Raw genomic sequence first — 21,505 nt, forward strand, 5'->3', positions numbered from 1 at the left:
TCCAGGTCACAATGGGCGCGACAAGAGAGGGACGGATCTCCGGTGCAGTGGACCTTGGTCATACCCCTGAAAGCCCTCACGCGGGCGAAGAGCAGGCTCTCGGACACCGCCGCCGACGGACTGCGCCCGGGGCTCGCCCTCGCCTTCGCGCAGGACACCGTGGCGGCGGCCCTCGCCTGCGCCGCGGTACGCGATGTGGCGGTCGTCACGGACGATGTGCTGGCCGGCCGTGAACTGGCCGCGCTGGGCGCCCGGATCGTCCCGGACGAGCCCGCGGGCGGCCTGAACGCCGCCCTCACACACGGGGCGTCGCTCGTACGCTCCCAAAGCCCCGAAAGCCCCCTGGCGGCCCTGAACGCCGATCTCCCCGCACTGCGCCCCCTGGAATTGGCCCGCGTCCTCGACGCGGCCGCCGAATTCCCCCGCGCTTTTCTCGCGGACGCCGCCGGAACCGGCACGACTCTGCTGGCCGCGTCCGCGGACCGCGAATTGCTCCCCATGTTCGGCCCGGATTCCCGCACCCGGCACCGGGCCTCGGGTGCCGCGGAACTCCCCCTGGACGCAGTGGATTCCGTACGCCAGGACGTGGACACCGGCGACGATCTGCGAGCGGCTCTGGCCCTGGGCGTGGGGCCGCGCACGGCGGCGGCGGTCGCCGAGCTGAACGTCGCCTAGGGTTGGCCTCATGCAAGCGACCGCGTACACGTACGACCCCGAGACCCGTAGCGGTCAGGTGCTGCTCGACGACGGCACCCCGGTGCCCTTCGACGGCCCGGCGTTCGAGGCGGGCGGGCTCAGGCTGCTCAGGCCGGGGCAGCGGGTGCGGATCGAGACGGAGGGCGAGGGGGACGCGCGCCGGATCACTCTGGTCACGCTGCAGACCCTCTGAAGCCCCTTGAACAGCCCGTGAAGACCCCCCTCTGGGCACCCTGAAAACCTTCAAGGCCGCACCCAAGATCCTCGGGATCTGTGAATACGCCGCGGGCCGGGCTCTCTTCCGTGCGGAGCCCGGCCCGGCGCGTGAGTGTCCCAGCGCCCTGTCTACCGGCGGGCGGTGGTCTTCTTGGCGGTGGTCGTGCGCGCCGTCGACTTCTTGGCGGGCGCCTTCTTGGCGGCCCCCTTCTTGGCAGCGGTCTTCTTGGCAGCCGCGGTCTTGCCGGTCGCCGCCTTCTTGGCGGTGGTCTTCTTGGCCGCGGCCTTGGCGGGCGCCGCCTTCTTGGCGGTCGTCTTCCTGGCCGTGGTCTTCTTGGCGGGCGTGGCCGCCTTCTTGGCGGCGGTCCTCTTGGCCGCCGCCTTCTTGACCGTGGCGGCAGCGCCTCCGGACAGGCTGCCCTTGGGCGCCTTCTTGACCGCCACATCGTGCTTCGGGAGCTTCTTCGAACCGCTCACCAGGTCCTTGAAACCCTGGCCCGCGCGGAAGCGCGGCACGGAGGTCTTCTTGACCCGAACACGCTCCCCGGTCTGGGGGTTACGTGCATAGCGGGCCGGACGATCGACCTTCTCGAAGGAACCGAAGCCCGTGACCGAGACCCGTTCCCCTGCGACAACCGCACGGACCACGGCGTCCAGTACGGCGTCGACCGCGTCGGCGGCCTGCTGACGCCCGCCGACCTTGTCCGCAATCGCTTCTACGAGCTGCGCCTTGTTCACGTCTTCCCCTTCGGAGACATTGCCAGAACGAAAGTGTTCAAGCTTTTTCGCACGTTAGGCAGATATATACCGCAAATCAAACACGAAACGGGCTAATCACCCTAGTGCCGCAACGAACCAGGACTGTCGCGGAGTTCCTCAGAGACCTTCTTCGGGGAATCGCCCCTCATCGAGGTCCGCGGTGAACCGCTCCAGACGCCTCGTCGCTTCGGCGAGATCGTGCTTGGCCACGGCCGTAATGACCAGCAGCTTCCGGGTCAGCGCCATCCGTACGCCCTCCGGGACTTGCAGTGCGCGCACCCTTGCGTGCGCTTCCTTGAGTTGGGACGCGACCGCCGTATAGAGCTCGAGTTGGCCGTCGTGTTCCATGCACAGATTGTGCCATCTGGGGCGAGTTGTCGCCTGCGCAGGGTCAACTGCCGCCTGCCAGACGCTTCCCGCACACCTCAGCACAAGGCCGTGCGAAGGCTCGGTTACCCCAACAAGCCCCTTTGAAACAAGGGGAGTTGAAGCCATTCAGATCCGGCCGCTGACCTCGTCCTCCGGCACACACGGCAGTACCCCCAACCGTCCACGATTGGGGGTACTGAAGCCTGTTGAGCTGGCTGGAATCAGCCTTGCGGGCTCGGGTCCGTTCGCTCTCCGCGCAGACTCCGTGCGTCCGCTCAGACTCGTTGCGTCCGCGGCTTGTAGGCGGGGCGCTTGGACTCGTACGTGGCGATGTCCGCCTCGTTCTGGAGCGTGATGCTGATGTCGTCGAGCCCGTTCAGCAGCCGCCAGCGGGCGTTCTCGTCGAGTTCGAAGGAGGCGGTGATGCCCTCCGCACGAACCTCACGCGCCTCAAGGTCCACAGTGACCTCGGCTTCGGGGTCCTTCTCGGTGAGTTCCCACAGCGCGTCCACGATCTTCTGCTCCAGAACGACCGTGAGCAGACCGTTCTTGAGCGAGTTGCCGCGGAAGATGTCCGCGAAGCGCGAGGAGATGACAGCCTTGAAGCCGTAGTTCTGCAGCGCCCACACGGCGTGCTCGCGCGAGGAGCCCGTACCGAAGTCGGGACCCGCGACGAGGACCGTGGCACCCTTGCGCTCGGGCTGGTTGAGGACGAAGGACGGGTCCTTGCGCCAGGCCTCGAACAGCCCGTCCTCGAAGCCGTCCCTGGTGACCTTCTTGAGCCAGTGGGCCGGGATGATCTGGTCGGTGTCGACGTTGCTGCGGCGCAGCGGGACGGCCCGTCCGGTGTGCGTGGTGAATGCTTCCATGGCCATGGTTCTCAGACTCCAGCGGGCGTACGGACGGCAGACTGGTCGTTCAGGTCGGCGGGGGACGCCAGGTGGCCGAGTACGGCGGTGGCCGCGGCGACCTGCGGCGAGACCAGGTGCGTACGGCCGCCCTTGCCCTGCCTGCCTTCGAAGTTGCGGTTGGAGGTGGACGCGGAGCGCTCACCGGGAGCCAGCTGGTCGGGGTTCATGCCCAGACACATCGAGCAGCCCGCGTGCCGCCATTCGGCGCCGGCCTCCTTGAAGACGAGGTCCAGTCCCTCCTCGACGGCCTGCAGCCCCACGCGCGCGGAGCCCGGAACGACCAGCATCCGTACGCCGTCGGCGACTTTGCGGCCCTCGACGATCGCGGCGGCCGCACGCAGGTCCTCGATACGGCCGTTGGTGCAGGAGCCTACGAAGACGGTGTCGACCTTGATGTCGCGCAGCGGCTGTCCGGCGGTCAACCCCATGTATTCCAGGGCCTTTTCGGCGGCGTGGCGCTCCGAAGCGTCCTCGTACGAAGCAGGATCGGGGACGGACGCCGAAAGCGGCGCTCCCTGGCCCGGGTTGGTGCCCCAGGTGACGAACGGCGCGAGAGCGGCGGCGTCGATGACGACCTCGGCGTCGAACTCCGCGTCCTCGTCCGACTTGAGGGTCTTCCAGTACGCGACGGCGGCGTCCCAGTCCTCGCCCTCGGGGGCGTGGGCGCGGCCCTTGATGTACTCGAAGGTGGTCTCGTCGGGGGCGATCATGCCCGCGCGGGCACCGGCCTCGATCGACATGTTGCAGATGGTCATTCGGGCCTCCATCGAGAGCTTCTCGATGGCGGAGCCGCGGTACTCCAGGATGTAGCCCTGGCCGCCGCCCGTACCGATCTTGGCGATGATCGCCAGGATCAGGTCCTTGGCCGTGACGTCCTCGGGCAGTTCACCGTCGACCGTGATCGCCATGGTCTTCGGGCGGGCCAGCGGCAGCGTCTGGGTGGCCAGCACATGCTCGACCTGGGAGGTGCCGATGCCGAACGCCAGAGCACCGAAGGCGCCGTGCGTGGAGGTGTGCGAGTCGCCGCAGACCACGGTCATGCCGGGCTGGGTGAGGCCGAGCTGGGGTCCCACGACGTGGACGACGCCCTGCTCGACGTCGCCGAGCGGGTGCAGACGTACGCCGAAATCGGCGCAGTTCTTGCGCAGTGTCTCCAGCTGGACGCGCGAGACCGGGTCCGCGATGGGCTTGTCGATGTCGAGGGTCGGGGTGTTGTGATCCTCGGTCGCGATGGTGAGGTCGAGACGACGCACCGTACGGCCGCTCTTGCGGAGGCCGTCGAAGGCCTGCGGGCTGGTCACCTCGTGCAGCAGGTGCAGATCGATGAAGAGAAGGTCGGGCTCGCCCTCCGCGCGCCGGACGACATGGTCGTCCCAGACCTTCTCCGCGAGTGTCCTACCCATCGCTTTCCCTCCGGCCGGCCTGAATGGCGCCGGCCCAACTAGAGACTTCGGGATGGCCGCGTCCGTCACCCCCGCACCGGACGTCTGCCGCCGGGCCCGCTGGTCTACGGGCCGTTGTACGTACAGGGTGGCGCGTTCCACGGAAAATTGAACTTGCGTTTCACAGAGTGAGACGCGAGTATCGTTGCATGGACAACAGTAGCGGCGTCGGCGTTCTGGACAAGGCAGCCCTTGTCCTGAGCGCCCTGGAGTCCGGTCCGGCCACCCTCGCGGGCCTGGTCGCGGCGACCGGACTGGCACGACCCACGGCACATCGTCTCGCCGTGGCACTTGAGCACCACCGCATGGTGGCGCGGGACATGCAGGGCCGTTTCATTCTCGGTCCGCGGCTGGCCGAGCTGGCCGCCGCCGCGGGCGAGGACCGCCTCCTCGCCACCGCGGGGCCGGTCCTCACGCACCTCCGTGACGTCACGGGCGAGAGCGCCCAGCTCTACCGCCGCCAGGGCGACATGCGTATCTGCGTCGCCGCGGCGGAGCGTCTGTCGGGCCTCAGGGACACGGTCCCTGTCGGCTCGACGCTCACCATGAAGGCGGGCTCCTCGGCTCAGATCCTGATGGCCTGGGAGGAGCCGGAGCGCCTGCACCGTGGTCTGCAGGGCGCCCGCTTCACAGCGACGGCGCTGTCGGGCGTACGGCGCCGGGGCTGGGCCCAGTCGATCGGCGAGCGCGAGCCGGGCGTGGCGTCCGTCTCGGCGCCGGTGCGCGGGCCCTCGAACCGGGTGGTGGCCGCCGTCTCGGTCTCCGGGCCGATCGAGCGCCTGACTCGGCACCCGGGCCGGATGCACGCCCAGGCCGTCATCGACGCGGCGGCCCGCCTCTCGGAGGCGCTGCGCCGCACCGGCTGATACGCCGAGTCGATCCAACCGGTCGTTTCAACGCCGCAGCGACCGGCTGGAGTTGAGGTTGTCCTGCCGTTCAACTCGGCTCAGTTCAGCTCGGCTCGCGGAACCAACGCCTCGCAGAACCAACGCGAAGAAGCCCTCCCCTGCTGGGGAGGGCTTCTTCGTGACGTACCCCCGACCGGATTCGAACCGGCGCTACCGCCTTGAGAGGGCGGCGTGCTAGGCCGCTACACAACGGGGGCGAGGATCTTGCAAGCGTTTAATGTGCACCGCCGCAGATCCGAGCTGGTCTACCAGGACTCGAACCTAGACTAACTGAACCAGAATCAGTCGTGCTGCCAATTACACCATAGACCAATATGGTTTAGACCAGTTCGTACCCCCGACCGGATTCGAACCGGCGCTACCGCCTTGAGAGGGCGGCGTGCTAGGCCGCTACACAACGGGGGCCCTAGCGATCCTGCATGAGATCCAGTGGGTGCGACCCGGACTGGCTCCCTGGGAAGGATCTGTACCCCCGACCGGATTCGAACCGGCGCTACTGCCTTGAGAGGGCAGCGTGCTAGGCCGCTACACAACGGGGGCTTTTGCAGATGAGCTCTGCGAGCTGGCCTACCAGGACTCGAACCTAGACTAACTGAACCAGAATCAGTCGTGCTGCCAATTACACCATAGGCCACTGAAACGCAACCCCCGGCGGGGATTTTGTCTTAGCTTGCGCTTCCCGGTTCCGGCCTGTCGGCCCGCTCGCGGTGGCGCAGGAAGAACATTACCCGAAGGTGGACGGCGCTCCAAAACGGGTATCGGCCGCGAGGAGGACGGGGAGTTCGGCCAGAGAAGTGATGCGGCGCAGGCCGGCGGGCTGATCCGGAGCGATCTCGACGCCGGTGTCCGGGCCCTCTCCGGTGAGCGTGCTCACGCCCGTGCGGTCGATCCAGACCGAGAAGAGGCCCGCGCCGGCCGCGCCCTGGCCGTCGATCTCCGGGTGATCGCCGACGTATGCGACCTGGTGCGGGGGCAGCGACAGTGCCTCGCAGGCGGCGTGGAAGGCGCGGGCCTCCGGTTTGGAGACGCCCAGCTCGGCTGCGCACAGCACCGTCTCGAAGCGGTCGTATACACCGAGGACGCGGAGTTTGCGGTCCTGGACGTGGAGGCTGGAGTTGGACAGCACGGCGTGTCGGTGGGTGGCGGCGAGGGTGTCGAGGGCCGGCAGCACGTCGGGGAAGAGTTCCCAGGCGGCTTCGTAGTGGGTGATGTACCGCTGGAACCACGCGTCGGCCTCGGCGTCGGTCATTTCCTCGCCCAGGAAAACCCGCACTCGGTCGCGCCGCTGGCCCTCGAAGGAGGCCTCGCCTGCCGCGAACCTGGCCCACTGCTGGTCGGTGACCTTCCGCCACCGGTCGAGGGCCTGCTCCACGGAGGCGTACCCCTCGAGGAGGCCCTCGGCCGCGAGGTGTCCGCGCATTCCGGCGCGGTCGGCCGTGGAGTAGTCGAAGATCGTGTCGTCCACATCCCAGACCACGGCTCTGATCGTCATGGTGTGACCTTCCCCAGCCCCGCCCCTTCCCGAAACTGTGGGCTCCCCCCCAGACCCCATGGCGAGAGCTGACGCACGTTTCCCGGCCCTGCGCATCACTGATGACTTAACCTGGTGAGACCCACGAGCGAAAGTCACGAGCCACAGCCATGACCGAGTATCGCGTCCAGTTCACCGTCGAGGCCCGCGCCGCGTATGACGCCCTGCCCGGAGAGCGCCGAGCCCAGTTGGACAAGGCCGTGCGCATACTGGCCCGCGATCCTTACCGCAAGACGTCCACCGCCCAGCTGGGTCCAGACGAACACCTGCGCAAGGCATACGTGGCCCCGGGCGTGGTGCTGGAGTACATGGTGGCCGGCGCGATCATGGTCGTCGTCGTGCTGGAGATCTTCGACGAGAGCCACTACCTGATCGACGAGCACGACGCCTGACCATCGGCACGCAACACGGAGGGGCGGCACCCGGCGCGGGTGCCGCCCCTCCGTGCACGAGGCCCTACGCGGTCAGCTTCGCCAGGGCCGCGTCGATTCGGGTCAGGGTTTTGTCCTTGCCCAGGACTTCCAGGGACTCGAAGAGGGGGAGGCCTACCGTGCGGCCGGTTACGGCTACGCGGACGGGGGCCTGGGCCTTGCCCAGTTTGAGGCCGTGTTCCTCGCCGGCCGCTAGGACGGCGGCCTTGAGGGACTCCGGACTCGTCCAGTCCGCTGATTCCAGCTTTGCTCGGGCCGTGCGCAGGAGTGCGTCCGAGCCCTCCTTCATCGCCTTCGTCCAGGACGCCTCATCGGAGACCGGCTCCTGCAGGAACAGGAAGTCGACGTTCTGCGTGATGTCGGACAGGACCGTCAGGCGGGTCTGGGCGTGGGGGGCGATGGCCTCCCACTTGGCCTGGTCGAAGTCCTCAGGCGCCCAGGGTGCGTGCGGGGCCTTCAGCCACGGGCCGCAGGCCTCGACGAAGGCCTTCAGGTCGAGCCGTCGGATGTGATCGGCGTTGATGGCCTCGCACTTCTTCAGGTCGAAGCGGGCCGGGTTCGGGACGACGTCCTTGATGTCGAAGGCCGCGACCATCTCGTCGATCGAGAAGACGTCCTGGTCCGCGGAGAGCGACCAGCCCAGCAGGGAGAGGTAGTTGAGCAAGCCCTCCGGGAGGAATCCGCGCTCCCTGTAGAGGTTCAGCGAGGACTGCGGGTCGCGCTTGGAGAGCTTCTTGTTGCCCTCGCCCATCACGTACGGCAGATGTCCGAAGGCCGGGACGGACTTGGCGATGCCCAGCTCGATCAGTGCCTTGTAGAGGGCGATCTGGCGGGGCGTGGAGGACAGCAGGTCCTCGCCGCGCAGGATGTGGGTGATCTCCATGAGGGCGTCGTCGACGGGGTTCACGAGCGTGTAGAGGGGCGCCCCATTGGCTCGTACGATCCCGTAGTCCGGAACGTTCTCCGGGGTGAACGTCAGCTCGCCGCGGACCAGGTCCGTGAAGGTGATCGCCTCGTCCGGCATGCGGAAGCGGACGATGGGCTCGCGGTCCTCGGTCTTGTACGTGGCGATCTGCTCGTCGGTGAGGGCACGGCAGTGGCCGTCGTAGCCGGAGGGCTTGCCGGCCGCGCGGGCGGCCTCGCGGCGGGCGTCCAGTTCGGCCGTGGAGCAGTAGCAGTAGTACGCGTGGCCGGCGTCGAGGAGCTTGCGGGCGACGTCCTTGTAGATGTCCATGCGCTGTGACTGGCGGTACGGCGCGTGCGGGCCGCCGATCTCGGGGCCTTCGTCCCAGTCGAAGCCGAGCCAGCGCATGGAGTCCAGCAGCTGCTCGTACGACTCCTCGGAGTCGCGGGCCGCGTCGGTGTCCTCGATGCGGAATACGAATTTACCGCCGCTGCCGCCGTGATGGCGGGCGAACGCCCAGTTGAACAGGGCGGTGCGGACCAGGCCCACATGGGGGTTGCCGGTCGGCGAGGGACAGAAACGTACGCGGACGTTCGCGTTAGCCACGCTTGATCACCTTGTTGGTGAGAGTGCCGATGCCTTCGATGGTGACGGCGACCTCGTCGCCGACGTTGAGGGGGCCGACCCCCGCGGGGGTGCCCGTGAGGATCACGTCGCCGGGGAGCAGCGTCATGGCCTCGGTGATGTTCACGATCAGATCCTCGATGGGGTGGATCATCTCGCTGGTACGGCCCAGTTGGCGCTGCCCGCCGTTGACCGTGCACTGGATCGTCAGGTCGGAGGGGTCGAGATCCGTCTCCACCCAGGGGCCGAGCGGGCAGGAGGAGTCGAAGCCTTTGGCTCTCGCCCACTGCTTCTCGCGCTTCTGGACGTCGCGTGCGGTGACGTCGTTGGCGCAGGTGTAGCCGAGGATGACGTCCTTGACGCGCTCGCGCGGGACCTCGCGGCACATCCGGCCTATGACCACGGCCAGCTCGGCCTCGTGGTGCAGCTCCTGGGAGAAGGAGGGGTACGCGATCTCGTCGCCGGGGCCGATCACCGAGGTGGACGGCTTGAAGAAGGCGAACGGAGCGTCGGGCACCTCGTTGCCGAGTTCCTTCGCGTGCTCCGCGTAGTTGCGGCCGAAGGCCACGACCTTGTTCGGGAGTACCGGTGGGAGCAGCCTGACCTTGCTCAGCGGCAGCTTCGTACCGGAGAGTTCGAAGTCCGTGAAGGGGATGCCCTTGATGATGTCGAGGACGAGCCCGTCGGTCGATCCAGGAGGGCTGTCGCCCTCGACCGCGCCGAACGCGACGTTGCCGTCGATGGAGAACCTGGCGATGCGCACGGGAACTTTGCGCCCCTCTACTGAGCCGGCCGGAGTATGACGCTCCAGGCTAACGCGGGGAAGGGGTGCGACCTCACGCGATTACGCGGGGGCCGTGGGGATCGTCCTCGACACTGAGTTCTGGACTCGGAGTCCTGGTTCTGGACTCTGAGTCCTGCCGCCGTCCTACTTCTCGGCGCCCGCGCCCACCGGGATGTCCACGAGGACGGTGCGGCGGGGGTTGGCGGTCTGGGCGGGGAGCTCGACGGCGTGCTCCTGCTGTTCGCGCCGCTCCGGGATCTGCAGCTCGTCGGCGTCTTCGAGGTGCGCCAGCGTGGTGCGTCGCGGATTGGCTATGTTCTGGAACATCAGCGTCTTCATGTGCGGTGTTAGACCCCGTCGTACGGGCGCCTGCGCGGCCAACGGCCGTCGCACAAGCGCATGTTGTCGGATTTGCTGTACCTGTAAAGCCTCAGGCTAAACGTCCGGCTCCCGGAGAAAGTTGTGAAGGCCTCATGATTGCCGTGTGAGTTTCCTCACGAACCGCCCACCGAAACGGTCAATTCACGCCGAACTTTCACACCGACAAAGCGGGCATTTACCCCCTGAAGCCATCATTCCGCTGCTGATCATGGCGACTGGGACACGCCTCGCGCACGAGCGGGACGCCGGATTGTACCCGTTATGCGTGGGATCACTTTCTACGACCCGTAACCCGCCCCTCACAAGGGGTCACGTTGGTCACAGCATGACCCTTGGCCCTTGTTGGAGATCCGGCACTGTGCTGGAATTCCACGAACCGCCGTGGGATCGAACCGGCGCACAGGGGGCGCAACGTAGCGCCGCATGGCGGCGGGATAGGGGGAGCAGCGCCGGTCACCAAAGACCGACAAAAGGCGCATTGCGCCGGTACGACGCCGACACCGTCCCAACCGTTCTGCGGAGGGACGCCTGGTCCAGAGGTTGCGACGCTAGTGCAGGGACGTTTCAAGAGGGATGGCAGCGCTTCGGCGGAGCCGGAGCCGCACGGCGGGACCGACCGCGGTTCGTCGCCCCAACGCGCCCAGAACCAAGGACCGGCACAGGCCGGCGACAGCGGTGACCGCGGCTCGCGCCCAGGCCCGGGAGGCCCGTCGGGCGGACCCGCCGCCCCGGCGCCCGCCGCTCCCGCGGCGAATCCGAAGAGTCCGAGTGGCCCCGGCGCCCGAATAGCGCTGCGCAACTGGCGCATCTCCACGCGCCTGGTGTCGCTGCTCGCGCTCCCCGTGGTCGCCGCGACCTCGCTCGGTGCGCTGCGCATCAGCGACTCCATGGACGACATCCAGCAGCTCGACAACATGAGGCTGCTGACCGACATGACCAAGCAGGCGACCGAGCTGGCCGCCGCGCTCCAGGAGGAGCGCGACAAGTCGGCCGGACCGCTCTCGCACGGCGCCGAGCCGGACGAGCCCACGGTCAAGGGTCTGCGCGACAAGACGGACCGCGCGCTTGCCACCTTCAAGGAGGGCACGCGCGAGATCGACGACGTGGGCAACGAGGAGACCATCGGCGGTGTCCGCGACAACGTCGTCTCCATCACCACCGAACTGGGCAAGCTCAAGACCCTCCGCAGCGAGGCCTACGCGGACACCGAGAACTCCGCGCAGACGGTCGAGGCGTACCACCGGCTCATCGACCGGCTGCTGGGTCTTTCCCAGGACATGGCCCAGGCGACCAGCAACCCGGAGATGATCCAGCGCACGCGCGCCCTGACGGCCTTCTCCTCCGCCAAGGAGTACGCGTCCATCCAGCGCGCCGTGATCGCCGCGGCCCTGCCCGCGACCGACAAGACGTTCGGTAATCTCTCGGAGAACGACCGGCAGTACGCGGCTTCCGCGCTGGACAACCAGAGGTCCGAACTCTCCGGCTTCGCCAGCATCTACGAGGGCAACGCGGCGGCCCTGATGAGGCCGATCGAAGAGGGCAGCCCGACCATCGAGGAAGCCGACATCTACGCGCAGCGCGTGCTCGGCCGGGAGGACGGCCTGGAGCAGCGCCAGAAGCGCTCGTACCTGGACTGGATCGACGCCGACTCGGCCAAGATCCAGGAGATGTCCAAGATCGAGCTCACGCTGCTCAACCAGATGGAGCAGAAGGCCCGTGAGCTGCGTAACGAGTCCGAGCAGGAAGCGATCATCTCCGGTGCGCTGATCCTGCTCGTGCTCGGTGTCTCGCTCGTCGGCGCCTTCGTGGTGGCCCGCTCCATGATCCGCTCGCTGCGCCGGCTCCAGGACACCGCGACCAAGGTCGCCCAGGACCGGCTGCCCGAGCTGGTCAAGCAGCTGTCCGAGTCCGACCCGCAGGACGTCGACACCTCCGTGCAGTCGGTCGGTGTGCACTCCAAGGACGAGATCGGCCAGGTGGCCGCGGCCTTCGACGACGTGCACCGCGAAGCCGTACGACTGGCCGCCGAGCAGGCCCTGCTGCGGGGCAACGTCAACGCGATGTTCACCAACCTCTCGCGGCGCTCCCAGGGCCTCATCCAGCGTCAGCTGTCGCTGATCTCCGAGCTGGAGTCCCGCGAGGCCGACCCGGACCAGCTGTCCTCGCTGTTCAAGCTGGACCACCTCGCGACCCGCATGCGCCGTAACGGTGAGAACCTCCTCGTTCTCGCCGGTGAAGAGCCCGGCCGCCGCTGGACCCGCCCGGTCCCGCTGGTCGACGTGCTGCGCGCCGCCGCCTCCGAGGTGGAGCAGTACGAACGCATCGAGCTGTCCTCGGTCCCGGCGACCGAGGTCGCGGGCCGCGTCGTCAACGACCTCGTGCACCTGCTCGCCGAGCTGCTGGAGAACGCCACCTCGTTCTCCTCGCCGCAGACCAAGGTCAAGGTCACCGGTCACGCGCTGCCCGACGGCCGCGTACTGATCGAGATCCACGACACCGGTATCGGCCTCTCCCCCGAGGACCTCGCGGCGATCAACGAGCGGCTCGCCTCGCCGCCCACCGTGGACGTCTCGGTCTCCCGCCGCATGGGTCTGTTCGTGGTCGGCCGGCTTTCGCAGCGGCACGGCATCCGCATTCAGCTGCGGCCGTCCGACTCCGGTGGTACGACCGCGCTGGTCATGCTCCCCGTCGATGTCGCCCAGGGCGGCAAGAAGGCACCGGGCAAGCCGGGCCAGGGCGCGGGTTCCGGCGGTCCGGCCGCCGCGCAGGCCGCGGCCGGTGTCGCGGCGGCCCGCCGTGGCGGGGCCGGCAGTGGTCCCGCGCTCGGCGCGGGTGCCGGTGCTGGTGCGCCGGGTGGCCCCGGTCGCCTGAACTCCGGGCCGCAGCGCGGGCAGGTCGGTGCGGGCTCGGGTCCGCGTCCGGCGCTGACCGGCAGCGACTCGGGCGGTCGTCCGGGCGGGCCGGGCGGCTCGCGTGGTCCGCAGCCGCCCATGCCGCCCGCGCCCCCGCAGGGCAGGCCGGCTCCGGCAGGTGCCGCGCCGGGTGCGCCGCAGGGTCTTCAGGCCGCCGGTACGGGTGCTCCGCAGGGCTTCGACGGTTTCGGCGACAGCGGCGGCCGCCAGGAGGCGTTCGGCGGCCGTGGTCCCGTACCGCCGCAGCGGCGCCCCGAGAGCAACCACCCCGAGCAGGGCCGTCGTCCCGACGGGCAGCCGCAGCTGCCGCCGCCCGGTGGCCCGCGTGCCGAGCTGCCCGGGGGCAACCCCAAGCCGAAGGTGAGCAGTTGGAGCGACGAGCCGGGCCGGCGCGACCCGATGGACGCCCCGCGCGGCCACGAGGAGCCGGACGCGACCTCGCGCATACCGCGTGTGGACAACCGTCAGGGCCCGGGTTCGACCGAGGAGATCCCGCGGATCGACGACCGTCAGGGTCCGAGCTCCACGGGTGAGTACCCCCGGCCGGACTTCGACGCCCCGCGTCCCGGTTCCGGTCCTGGTGCGGGTCCCGCCGACTTCGACATGCCTCGTCCCGGCCAGGGCACAGGGCAGTTCGTACGCCCGGATGTGTTCGGTCCGCCGAATCCTTCCGCCAGGCAGAACCCGTCCTCGACCGGCCAGTTCGCCCCTCCGGGCCGCGATGGCCGCCAGGACCAGGCCGCGAACGGGCGGACCCCGGCGTCCGGCTACAACGGTTCCGCTCCGGAGCGAGAGGGCCAGGGCGGCGGCAACACCGGCCAGTTCGAGCGCCCCGGAGCCAACGGGACGAACGGTGCGAACGGCAATCGGCGCCCCCAGCGCCCGCAGCCGCGTCGGCGCCCCTCGCTCCCCCCGCAGCCGTCGCAGCCCCCGCGCGTGCCGGAGCCGGAGGGTCTGCCCCCGGCGACGGGCCCCGGCGACGGACGTACGCCGCTGTACGACACCCTGGAGACCAACTGGTTCCACCAGGGGCAGGACCAGGACCAGGCCCGGAGCAACGGCTCCCGGACCGAGTCGGCGTCTTCGGCGTCCGCCATGGACACCCCGCCGCCGCCCAGCCGGGCCCCCGAGGCCCCGCAGCGCCCGGCGCCGGAGTCGGCTCCCGCCGTCACGTCGTCCTGGCGTGCTTCTCCCAATGATGAACTCGGCCGCCAGGCCGAGAAGGTGCGCCAGCCCACCGCGGGTGGCGTCACCGTCTCGGGTCTGCCGCGCCGAGTGCCCCGCGCGAACCTCGTCGCGGGGACGGCTCAGCAGCAACAGCACCAAAGCGGTCCGCAGGTCTCGCGTGCGCCCGATGACGTACGCGGCCGGCTGACCAATCTCCGTCGGGGCATCCAACAGGGTCGCCAGGCCGGTTCGGGCCAGACCGGCAGCTTCCCCAGCCCCACTCACCAGCAGGAGCGTTAGTTGAGCCAGATGAGCCAGGCAGCACAGAATCTCAACTGGTTGATCACCAACTTCGTTGACAACACCCCCGGGGTGTCCCACACCGTCGTCGTCTCCGCCGACGGGCTCCTTCTGGCGTTGTCGGAGGGCTTCCCGCGCGACCGCGCGGACCAGCTCGCGGCCGTCGCCTCCGGACTGACCTCGCTCACCGCCGGTGCCTCCCGGATCTTCGAGGGCGGCACGGTGGCGCAGACCGTGGTCGAGATGGAGCGCGGCTTCCTGTTCCTGATGTCCATTTCCGACGGCTCGTCGCTCGCGGTCCTGTCCCACCCGGACTGCGACATCGGCCTCGTCGGATACGAGATGGCCCTGCTCGTCGACCGTGCGGGCGCCGTACTGACGCCCGATCTGCGGGCCGAACTGCAAGGCAGCCTGTTGCACTAGATCGCCCCATAAGGCAAGACCACCGTCAGGCCGCTCGTTCCCCCACCGGCCCTCATCGACGGCACGACTGACCGACATGCTGTCCCGCCCGGAGGATTCATGACCCCGCCCACCGCCTCTCACGATCCGTACGCAGAGCCGTACGGGGACGAGGGCGACCAGCCGCTGGTACGTCCGTACGCGATGACCGGCGGCCGGACCCGGCCGCGCTACCAGCTCGCCATAGAGGCACTGATCAGCACGACGGCCGACCCGGCGCAGCTGATGGGGCTGCTCCCCGAGCATCAGCGGATCTGCCACCTCTGCCGTGAGGTGAAGTCTGTCGCCGAAGTGTCGGCACTCCTGTCCATGCCCCTGGGCGTGGCACGGATTCTCGTCGCGGACCTCGCTGAGGCCGGACTCGTCGCCATCCATCAGCCCGGTGGCGACGAGAACGCCGGCGGCCAGCCGGACGTGACACTGCTCGAAAGGGTGCTCAGTGGACTTCGCAAGCTCTGACGGAGGCCGGGCGACCACCTCCGCGAAGATCGTGGTGGCGGGTGGCTTTGGCGTGGGCAAGACCACGTTCGTCGGAGCCGTCTCCGAGATCAACCCGCTGCGCACCGAGGCCGTCATGACGTCCGCGTCCGCGGGCATCGACGACCTCACCCACACCGGAGACAAGACCACCACGACGGTGGCCATGGACTTCGGGCGTATCACCCTGGACCAGGACCTGATCCTGTACCTCTTCGGTACGCCCGGCCAGGACCGCTTCTGGTTCATGTGGGACGACCTCGTACGCGGCGCCATCGGCGCCGTGGTCCTGGTCGACACCCGGCGTCTCGCCGACTGCTTCCCGGCGGTCGACTACTTCGAGAACAGCGGACTGCCCTTCGTGATCGCCCTCAACGGCTTCGACGGGCACCAGCCGTACACCCCCGACGAAGTGAGGGAGGCGTTGCAAATCGGCCCCGACTCCCCGATCATCACGACGGACGCCCGGCACCGGGCCGATGCCAAGAGTGCGCTGATCACGCTGGTCGAGCACGCGCTGATGGCGCGTCTTCGGTAGCACCGAAATCAGCCATGCCATACGACACTTGTCGTAGAAGCCTCGGAGCCGGCTGTGTCCTTTGACACGGCCGGCCAGGCTGTTCATAACGTTTCGACAGAGAAATTGAGTGGCATCGACACGCGTCGCGGTCGCATGGTGCCGCTGTGCTCACATCGGCCCCGTCTTTTGGCGGGGCTCGCTCTTTATGACCGTTTTATCTGGGGTTTACGAAGCCCGGAATCCGCGGTTCCGAGTGTTTGGACGAGCACAGCCTGACGTGCTGGAATGCCTGAACTGCCCGGTAGCCCAGGGCTGGAAGACACACGCGGCACAACGTTGGTGCCGACGCCGAGAGGTTGTTGGTCGAGTGAGGCGAAGCAAGAACGGTCCCGAGCCGTCGGCGCGGGGCAACTTCACCCCGCCGCCGCGCGGAGCGGCACCCGCACCCGTGCCCCGGAAGACGGAGCCGACGGCGCCACCCGCGTCCAGCGGCAGCCGGTTGTCTCCGCGTAACTGGCGCGTACCGACCAGACTGAATGCCATCCTGCTCATACCCGTGCTGGTCGGCCTGGTCATGGGCGGCTTCAACGTGAAGGCCTCGATCGACACCTGGAACGAGGCCCAGGACGCCGAGAAGATCGCGCAGATCGTGGAAACCGCCTCGGAGTACGCGGCGGCCCTGCTGAACGAGCGCGACCTCTCCGCCGAGCCGCTCCTCAAGGAGAAGCGCTCCGAAGAGGACCAGAAGGTCATCGACCAGGTCCGCGCCACCACCAACAAGAAGGCCGACGCCTTCCACGAGTCCGTCGAGGGCATGCCCTCCGGATACGGCCTGGAGCGCCGGCTTCAGCTCGTGGAGAAGGCCGAGCCGTCTCTCGCGAAACTGCGCGACGACGCGTTCAAAACGTCGCAGGACCCGGTGAAAACCGAAGAGGACTACGTCGACATCGAGCACTATCTGCTCGAGTTCACGAACGAGCTGGGTCTCGGCACCGGAAACATCACCAGCTACGGCCGGACCGTGTACGCCGTCGCGCTGGCCAAGGGCGCCGCCTCGCTGCAGCGCTCGATCGGTATGCACCTGCTCGTCAGGCCCAGCGAAGACGAGGCCGTCTACAACCGGCAGCGGGTCGCGTTCACCTCCTACGCCTACCTGGAGGGCATCGCCGTCCAGGAGTACATCTCCGGCGGCACGGCGCAGGATGCCCAGAAGCTCAAAACGGTCATGGCGCAGAAGACCCAGGAGGGCCAGCAGCGGGTCGCCGAGGCCGAGCGGCAGGCCGAGGCCGCGGGCCGCGAGTTCGTGGCCCCGCCCGCGCTGAACGAGATGGTCCAGGGAGTCGCCGCCAGGAGCCCCGAGGAACTGGCCACGAAGGGCATCACCCCGGACACCTGGATGGCCGCGTCCACCGCCAAGTTCGACGGCTACGACCAGATCGAGAACGAGCTCATCGACAGGGCCGTCTCCGACGCGGGTGAGATCGCCTCCGACGCGCAGCGCGACGCCATCATCAACGGCGCGATCGTCATCATCGCCCTGCTCGCCGCGTTCATCATCGCCTCGCTCATGGCCCGCCAGATGAGCCGCTCGATGCGCCAGCTGCGCAACGCGGCCTTCGGCGTCGCCGAGCAGCGCCTGCCGATGCTGGTCGACCAGCTCTCGCGCACCGACCCCGGCCGGGTCGACACCCGGGTCGCCCCGATCCCGATCACCTCCACGGACGAGATCGGCGAGGTCGCCCGCGCCTTCGACCAGGTCCACCGCGAGGCCGTCCGGCTCGCCGCCGAACAGGCCCTGCTGCGGGGAAACATCAACGCGATCTTCACCAACCTCTCGCGCCGCAACCAGTCGCTGATCGAGGGCCAGCTGACCCTGATCACCGACCTGGAGAACAACGAGGCCGACCCGGACCAGCTGGAGAACCTCTTCAAGCTGGACCACCTGGCGACCCGTATGCGCCGCAACGGCGAGAACCTCCTGGTCCTCGCCGGCGAGGAGCCCGGCCGCCGCTGGGACCAGCCGGTCCCGCTGGTCGACGTGCTGCGCGCCGCCTCCTCCGAGGTGGAGCAGTACGAGCGCATCGAGCTCTCCGGCGTCCCGGAGGCCGAGATCCACGGCCGCGCCGTGACCGACCTCGTGCACCTGCTGGCCGAGCTGCTGGAGAACGCCACCACGTTCTCCTCGCCGCAGACCAAGGTCCGCGTCACCGCGACCCGTCTCCCCGACGGCCGCGTGATGATCGAGATCCACGACAAGGGCATCGGCCTCACCGCCGAGGACTTCGCGGACATCAACCACAAGCTGGCCAACCCGCCGACCGTGGACGCCGCGATCTCGCAGCGGATGGGCCTGTTCGTGGTCGGCCGGCTGTCCGACCGGCACGGCATCCGGGTCCAGCTGCGCCCCTCCGGCGAGCAGGCCGGTACGACGTCGCTCGTCATGCTGCCCGACGCGATCACCCATGGTGGCGGTGGCGATCAGAACCTCCAGGGCGACGAGTTCACCGTCTCGCAGATCATCCCGGAGCAGCAGCAGTCCTTCCAGGGCGAGAACTTCCAGGGTCCGCCCATGCGCACGGCCGCCGAGCTGGGCTTCGACGACAGCCGCTACGACAACGTCCCGGACGACATACGCGAGCTCGACCCCGTCGGCCGCTCGCTGATGCGTGAGGAGCGCCGAGCGGCCCTGGAGAGCCAGTCGCAGCAGCCGGAGCTCGAGGCCGGGTCCTTCCGCGAGGACTACGACCGGCAGCAGCCCGGGTACGACGAGGGCCGGACCGGCTACGACGGCAACCAATCCGGCTACGAGCCCCAGCAGCCCGCCTACGACGAGGGCAGGCCCGCGTACGACGGCGCACCGGCCGCGTACACCGAGCAGCCCGCGTACGACCAGCAAACGGCGTACGAGGAGCAGCAGCAGCCGGCGTACGACGAGACGTACTTCCCGTCGAACCTGTCGAACGGCGGCTATCCGGAACCGTCCTATGCGGAGCCGGCGCAGGAGGAGCAGCCGCAGGCCCACGGATCCTCGCAGGACAGGTTCTCGCCGTTCGAAGCCCAGTCCTACCAGGACGACTGGCCCCAGCAGGACGAATACCGGAATGGGTATCAGTCCGAGTACGCTCCGGAAACGGAATCCGCGCAGGCCGCTGACGTGGCCGAGCAGGACCGCGTAGGCTTCGATCGTCCGGGACCGGCCCCCTCCGCCGCCCACGAGCTGACCGACGCCGGGCTTCCGCGCCGCGGTTCCACCGCGAACGGCGCGAGCAGTCGGCAGCCCGTGAGCCAGGAAGCGCCGGCCACCTCGGACACCAACGGCAGCGGCAGCAACGGCAGCGGCGACTGGCGGTCGGCCAACGACCAGCGGTGGCAGCGCGCCGAACAGCTGAAGAAGCCCAAGGCGGGCGGGGTCACCTCCTCCGGCCTGCCGCGGCGGGTACCCAAGGCCAACCTGGTCGAGGGCACCGCCGAATCCACCCACCAGGGCGGCCCCCAGGTCTCCCGCGCCCCCGAGGATGTCCGGGGCAGGCTGAGCAACCTGCGCCGGGGCGTCCAGCGGGGACGTAACGCAGGCAGTGAAACGAACGGCCAGGGCTTCGGTCCTGATAGCACCTACAACCAGGAGCGTTAGTGTGAGCCCGATGAGCCAGGCGGCGCAGAACCTGAACTGGTTGATCACCAACTTCGTGGACAACACCCCCGGGGTGTCTCACACGGTGGTGGTCTCCGCCGACGGACTCCTTCTGGCGATGTCCGAAGGCTTTCCGCGCGACCGCGCCGACCAGCTGGCGGCCGTCGCGTCGGGTCTTACCTCGCTGACCGCGGGCGCGTCCCGCATCTTCGAGGGTGGCAGTGTGAACCAGACGGTTGTGGAGATGGAGCGAGGATTCCTCTTCATCATGTCCATTTCCGATGGTTCTTCGCTCGCGGTCCTTGCACATCCGGAAGCGGATATCGGTCTCGTTGGGTACGAGATGGCCCTTCTGGTGGACCGTGCCGGTACGGTTCTGACGCCTGATCTGCGTGCTGAGCTCCAGGGCAGCCTTCTCAACTAGCAGACAAGCGATACATTTTGGCGTCCCGTGGCCGTAAGGTTTCGGACACGGCTATCCAGAGTGATGGGTGCCCGGCACAGTCGGAGGAGGAGAAAGTGGCAACACCCCCAGGCGGTTCGTCTTCGGGCAACTGGTCTTACGGTCCTGGCCAGGGCCAGGACCAGGGTGCCGGTGCGCAGAACCCGAACCGGTACAACTTCCCCTCCACGCCCAGCCACCGGCAGCGCCAACCGTACGCGCCCCAGAGCCCCCAGGGCCCTGGTCCCTCGCCGTACGACCAGCCGTCGGGGCCGCGCATCCAGCCGGTACAGCCGCAGCGCCGCTCCCCTGAGCCGTCCCCTGCCGGCGGGGCCTCAAACCCTCTGGTGCGCCCGTACGCCATGACGGGCGGCCGCACCAGGCCGCGGTACCAGCTCGCCATCGAGGCACTGGTGCACACCACCGCGCAGCCGCACCAGATGCAGGGCCAGCTGCCCGAGCATCAGCGGATCTGCAACCTCTGCCGGGAGATCAAGTCGGTGGCCGAGATCTCGGCCCTGCTCACCATCCCTCTCGGCGTGGCCAGGATTCTCGTCGCCGACTTGGCGGAGGCGGGCCTGGTCGCCATCCATCAGCCCGGCGGCGACGAGAACGCCGGCGGCCAGCCAGACGTGACACTGCTCGAAAGGGTGCTCAGTGGACTTCGCAAGCTCTAGCGGCGGTCCTTCCCGCTCAACCACCTCGGCGAAGATCGTGGTGGCGGGTGGCTTCGGCGTGGGCAAGACCACGTTCGTCGGGGCCGTCTCGGAGATCAACCCGCTGCGTACCGAGGCCGTCATGACGTCCGCGTCCGCGGGCATCGACGACCTCACCCACACCGGAGACAAGACGACGACCACCGTCGCCATGGACTTCGGCCGTATCACCCTGGACCAGGACCTGATCCTGTACCTCTTCGGTACGCCCGGCCAGGACCGCTTCTGGTTCATGTGGGACGACCTGGTACGCGGCGCCATCGGCGCGGTCGTCCTGGTCGACACCCGGCGTCTTGCCGACTGCTTCCCGGCGGTCGACTACTTCGAGAACAGCGGGCTTCCGTTTGTGATCGCCCTCAATGGGTTTGACGGCAATCAGCCGTACAACCCTGACGAGGTGCGTGAGGCGCTGCAGATCGGTCCGGATACGCCGATCATCACGACTGATGCGCGGCATCGGGCCGATGCGAAGTCGACTCTGATCACGTTGGTTGAGCATGCGCTGATGGCGCGGTTGCGCTAGCCGCGCGGTGCACGAAGGGGGCGCCCTCTCCGGTTGGAGAGGGCGCCCCCTTTTCTGGCCTTAGCGCGGCTACCGGGCTGCCCCTAGGTGTAGTTGGCCGCCTGCGAGCCGTCGTGGTTGCTCGCGCAGTTCCCCGCGGCCCCTAGAAGGCCTTCGGCCTCCTTCGGGGCGCTGGGCTTAGCGCCAGCTGTGCGGTGCTCGGAAGCCGGGCTCGCGCTCGAGGCGGCGCCAGCCGGCCTTGGTGCGGCCGCGGTGGGTCGGGGTCGTGGGAGTGGCGGCTGCGCGGGCCAGGAGGATGGCCGTGATGGCGGCTACCTCCTCGGGCTCGGCGTGGCCCTTCTCGACTCGGATGTCAGGGGTGCTCATGGGCGTAAGTCTCCGTGAGTGAGGTTTCCGCAG

At 68.6% G+C, this 21,505-nt stretch carries 21 protein-coding genes and 5 tRNA genes; 12 read left to right on the forward strand and 14 right to left on the reverse strand.

Annotation, left to right across the window (positions count from 1 at the left end):
* Positions 1–42 precede the first annotated feature (42 nt).
* Both cofC and OHT21_RS12835 read left to right on the forward strand, forming a co-directional pair.
* Complete coding sequence (cofC, locus tag OHT21_RS12830; RefSeq protein ID WP_328768398.1) at positions 43–675, forward strand: 2-phospho-L-lactate guanylyltransferase; 633 nt, start codon at positions 43–45, stop codon at positions 673–675.
* Positions 676–685: 10 nt separating this feature from the next.
* Positions 686–889 carry a hypothetical protein gene (locus tag OHT21_RS12835; RefSeq protein WP_235990986.1) on the forward strand — a complete coding sequence of 68 codons (204 nt, stop codon included), beginning with the start codon at positions 686–688 and terminating at the stop codon, positions 887–889.
* Positions 890–1,041: 152 nt separating this feature from the next.
* Here the strand turns inward: OHT21_RS12835 and OHT21_RS12840 are convergent, their stop codons facing one another.
* The 4 genes from OHT21_RS12840 to leuC form a co-directional block, all read right to left on the reverse strand.
* Entirely contained in the window at positions 1,042–1,650 is a 609-nt protein-coding gene (locus OHT21_RS12840; protein WP_328768399.1) for an HU family DNA-binding protein, read from the reverse strand.
* Between the two features lie 138 nt (positions 1,651–1,788).
* Positions 1,789–2,019 (reverse strand): hypothetical protein, encoded by a 231-nt coding sequence (locus OHT21_RS12845; protein WP_328768400.1) that lies wholly within the window; start codon positions 2,017–2,019, stop codon positions 1,789–1,791.
* Between the two features lie 296 nt (positions 2,020–2,315).
* On the reverse strand, positions 2,316–2,909 hold the full coding sequence (leuD, locus tag OHT21_RS12850) for a 3-isopropylmalate dehydratase small subunit (RefSeq protein ID WP_328774067.1): 594 nt from the start codon (positions 2,907–2,909) through the stop codon (positions 2,316–2,318).
* 11 nt (positions 2,910–2,920) lie between these two features.
* Positions 2,921–4,354 (reverse strand): 3-isopropylmalate dehydratase large subunit, encoded by a 1,434-nt coding sequence (gene leuC / locus OHT21_RS12855; protein WP_328768401.1) that lies wholly within the window; start codon positions 4,352–4,354, stop codon positions 2,921–2,923.
* A gap of 188 nt (positions 4,355–4,542) precedes the next feature.
* Here leuC and ndgR point away from each other — a divergent pair, with 188 nt between their 5' ends.
* Entirely contained in the window at positions 4,543–5,259 is a 717-nt protein-coding gene (gene ndgR, locus OHT21_RS12860) for an IclR family transcriptional regulator NdgR (protein WP_015036427.1), read from the forward strand.
* A 166-nt stretch (positions 5,260–5,425) separates the two neighbouring features.
* Here the strand turns inward: ndgR and OHT21_RS12865 are convergent.
* The 6 genes from OHT21_RS12865 to OHT21_RS12890 form a co-directional block, all read right to left on the reverse strand.
* Positions 5,426–5,498: transfer RNA gene (locus OHT21_RS12865), tRNA-Glu, on the reverse strand.
* Between the two features lie 43 nt (positions 5,499–5,541).
* A tRNA-Gln gene (locus OHT21_RS12870) sits at positions 5,542–5,613 on the reverse strand.
* Between the two features lie 20 nt (positions 5,614–5,633).
* Positions 5,634–5,706 (reverse strand) — tRNA-Glu (locus OHT21_RS12875).
* Positions 5,707–5,768: 62 nt separating this feature from the next.
* Positions 5,769–5,841, reverse strand: a tRNA-Glu gene (locus tag OHT21_RS12880).
* Positions 5,842–5,863: 22 nt separating this feature from the next.
* Positions 5,864–5,935 (reverse strand) — tRNA-Gln (locus OHT21_RS12885).
* Between the two features lie 90 nt (positions 5,936–6,025).
* A complete protein-coding gene (locus OHT21_RS12890; RefSeq protein WP_328768402.1) occupies positions 6,026–6,793 on the reverse strand; it encodes an HAD family hydrolase in 768 nt (255 codons plus the stop codon).
* A gap of 149 nt (positions 6,794–6,942) precedes the next feature.
* Here OHT21_RS12890 and OHT21_RS12895 point away from each other — a divergent pair, with 149 nt between their 5' ends.
* On the forward strand, positions 6,943–7,224 hold the full coding sequence (locus tag OHT21_RS12895) for a type II toxin-antitoxin system RelE family toxin (protein WP_328768403.1): 282 nt from the start codon (positions 6,943–6,945) through the stop codon (positions 7,222–7,224).
* Positions 7,225–7,288: 64 nt separating this feature from the next.
* On the opposite strand, the gene gltX is transcribed toward OHT21_RS12895, so the two are convergent.
* From gltX to OHT21_RS12910, 3 genes are all read right to left on the reverse strand, one after another.
* A complete protein-coding gene (gene gltX, locus OHT21_RS12900; RefSeq protein ID WP_328768404.1) occupies positions 7,289–8,773 on the reverse strand; it encodes a glutamate--tRNA ligase in 1,485 nt (494 codons plus the stop codon).
* A complete protein-coding gene (locus OHT21_RS12905) occupies positions 8,766–9,554 on the reverse strand; it encodes a fumarylacetoacetate hydrolase family protein (protein WP_328768405.1) in 789 nt (262 codons plus the stop codon). Before OHT21_RS12905 ends, gltX begins: the two co-directional genes overlap by 8 nt.
* Before the next feature lie 165 nt (positions 9,555–9,719).
* Positions 9,720–9,902 (reverse strand): hypothetical protein, encoded by a 183-nt coding sequence (locus OHT21_RS12910; protein ID WP_443050356.1) that lies wholly within the window; start codon positions 9,900–9,902, stop codon positions 9,720–9,722.
* Positions 9,903–10,507: 605 nt separating this feature from the next.
* Here OHT21_RS12910 and OHT21_RS12915 point away from each other — a divergent pair.
* The 8 genes from OHT21_RS12915 (at position 10,508) to OHT21_RS12950 (ending at position 21,106) form a co-directional block, all read left to right on the forward strand.
* Positions 10,508–14,335, forward strand: coding sequence for a sensor histidine kinase (locus tag OHT21_RS12915; RefSeq protein ID WP_328768407.1), 3,828 nt, complete (start codon positions 10,508–10,510; stop codon positions 14,333–14,335).
* Positions 14,336–14,344: 9 nt separating this feature from the next.
* Positions 14,345–14,758 (forward strand): roadblock/LC7 domain-containing protein, encoded by a 414-nt coding sequence (locus OHT21_RS12920; RefSeq protein ID WP_033321189.1) that lies wholly within the window; start codon positions 14,345–14,347, stop codon positions 14,756–14,758.
* Between the two features lie 99 nt (positions 14,759–14,857).
* Positions 14,858–15,256 (forward strand): DUF742 domain-containing protein, encoded by a 399-nt coding sequence (locus tag OHT21_RS12925; RefSeq protein ID WP_165339911.1) that lies wholly within the window; start codon positions 14,858–14,860, stop codon positions 15,254–15,256.
* On the forward strand, positions 15,237–15,812 hold the full coding sequence (locus OHT21_RS12930; RefSeq protein ID WP_033321071.1) for a GTP-binding protein: 576 nt from the start codon (positions 15,237–15,239) through the stop codon (positions 15,810–15,812). Before OHT21_RS12925 ends, OHT21_RS12930 begins: the two co-directional genes overlap by 20 nt.
* 349 nt (positions 15,813–16,161) lie before the next feature.
* Positions 16,162–19,425 carry a sensor histidine kinase gene (locus OHT21_RS12935; protein ID WP_328768408.1) on the forward strand — a complete coding sequence of 1,088 codons (3,264 nt, stop codon included), beginning with the start codon at positions 16,162–16,164 and terminating at the stop codon, positions 19,423–19,425.
* 10 nt (positions 19,426–19,435) lie between these two features.
* The gene (locus OHT21_RS12940) at positions 19,436–19,849 is read left to right on the forward strand and encodes a roadblock/LC7 domain-containing protein (protein WP_033321188.1); all 414 of its coding nucleotides are present in this window, start codon (positions 19,436–19,438) and stop codon (positions 19,847–19,849) included.
* A gap of 95 nt (positions 19,850–19,944) precedes the next feature.
* Entirely contained in the window at positions 19,945–20,544 is a 600-nt protein-coding gene (locus tag OHT21_RS12945; RefSeq protein ID WP_328768409.1) for a DUF742 domain-containing protein, read from the forward strand.
* The gene (locus tag OHT21_RS12950; protein ID WP_031224757.1) at positions 20,525–21,106 is read left to right on the forward strand and encodes a GTP-binding protein; all 582 of its coding nucleotides are present in this window, start codon (positions 20,525–20,527) and stop codon (positions 21,104–21,106) included. The genes OHT21_RS12945 and OHT21_RS12950 overlap by 20 nt, the downstream gene beginning before the upstream one ends.
* Positions 21,107–21,283: 177 nt before the next feature.
* Here the strand turns inward: OHT21_RS12950 and OHT21_RS12955 are convergent, their stop codons facing one another.
* Positions 21,284–21,472 carry an acyl-CoA carboxylase subunit epsilon gene (locus OHT21_RS12955; protein ID WP_328768410.1) on the reverse strand — a complete coding sequence of 63 codons (189 nt, stop codon included), beginning with the start codon at positions 21,470–21,472 and terminating at the stop codon, positions 21,284–21,286.
* Positions 21,473–21,505: the final 33 nt, after the last annotated feature.

The organism is Streptomyces sp. NBC_00286, assembly GCF_036173125.1.
In the GTDB taxonomy this organism is placed as follows: domain Bacteria; phylum Actinomycetota; class Actinomycetes; order Streptomycetales; family Streptomycetaceae; genus Streptomyces.

Coding starts and splice junctions, on each gene's coding strand:
- OHT21_RS12895 (WP_328768403.1), top strand. CDS start 6,943: ATGACCGAGTATCGCGTCCAGTTCACCGTCGAGGCCCGCGCCGCGTAT.
- OHT21_RS12910 (WP_443050356.1), bottom strand. CDS start 9,902: ATGTTCCAGAACATAGCCAATCCGCGACGCACCACGCTGGCGCACCTC.
- leuD (WP_328774067.1), bottom strand. CDS start 2,909: ATGGAAGCATTCACCACGCACACCGGACGGGCCGTCCCGCTGCGCCGC.
- ndgR (WP_015036427.1), top strand. CDS start 4,543: ATGGACAACAGTAGCGGCGTCGGCGTTCTGGACAAGGCAGCCCTTGTC.
- OHT21_RS12920 (WP_033321189.1), top strand. CDS start 14,345: ATGAGCCAGGCAGCACAGAATCTCAACTGGTTGATCACCAACTTCGTT.
- OHT21_RS12890 (WP_328768402.1), bottom strand. CDS start 6,793: ATGACGATCAGAGCCGTGGTCTGGGATGTGGACGACACGATCTTCGAC.
- leuC (WP_328768401.1), bottom strand. CDS start 4,354: ATGGGTAGGACACTCGCGGAGAAGGTCTGGGACGACCATGTCGTCCGG.
- OHT21_RS12955 (WP_328768410.1), bottom strand. CDS start 21,472: ATGAGCACCCCTGACATCCGAGTCGAGAAGGGCCACGCCGAGCCCGAG.
- OHT21_RS12845 (WP_328768400.1), bottom strand. CDS start 2,019: ATGGAACACGACGGCCAACTCGAGCTCTATACGGCGGTCGCGTCCCAA.
- OHT21_RS12940 (WP_033321188.1), top strand. CDS start 19,436: ATGAGCCAGGCGGCGCAGAACCTGAACTGGTTGATCACCAACTTCGTG.
- OHT21_RS12925 (WP_165339911.1), top strand. CDS start 14,858: ATGACCCCGCCCACCGCCTCTCACGATCCGTACGCAGAGCCGTACGGG.
- OHT21_RS12835 (WP_235990986.1), top strand. CDS start 686: ATGCAAGCGACCGCGTACACGTACGACCCCGAGACCCGTAGCGGTCAG.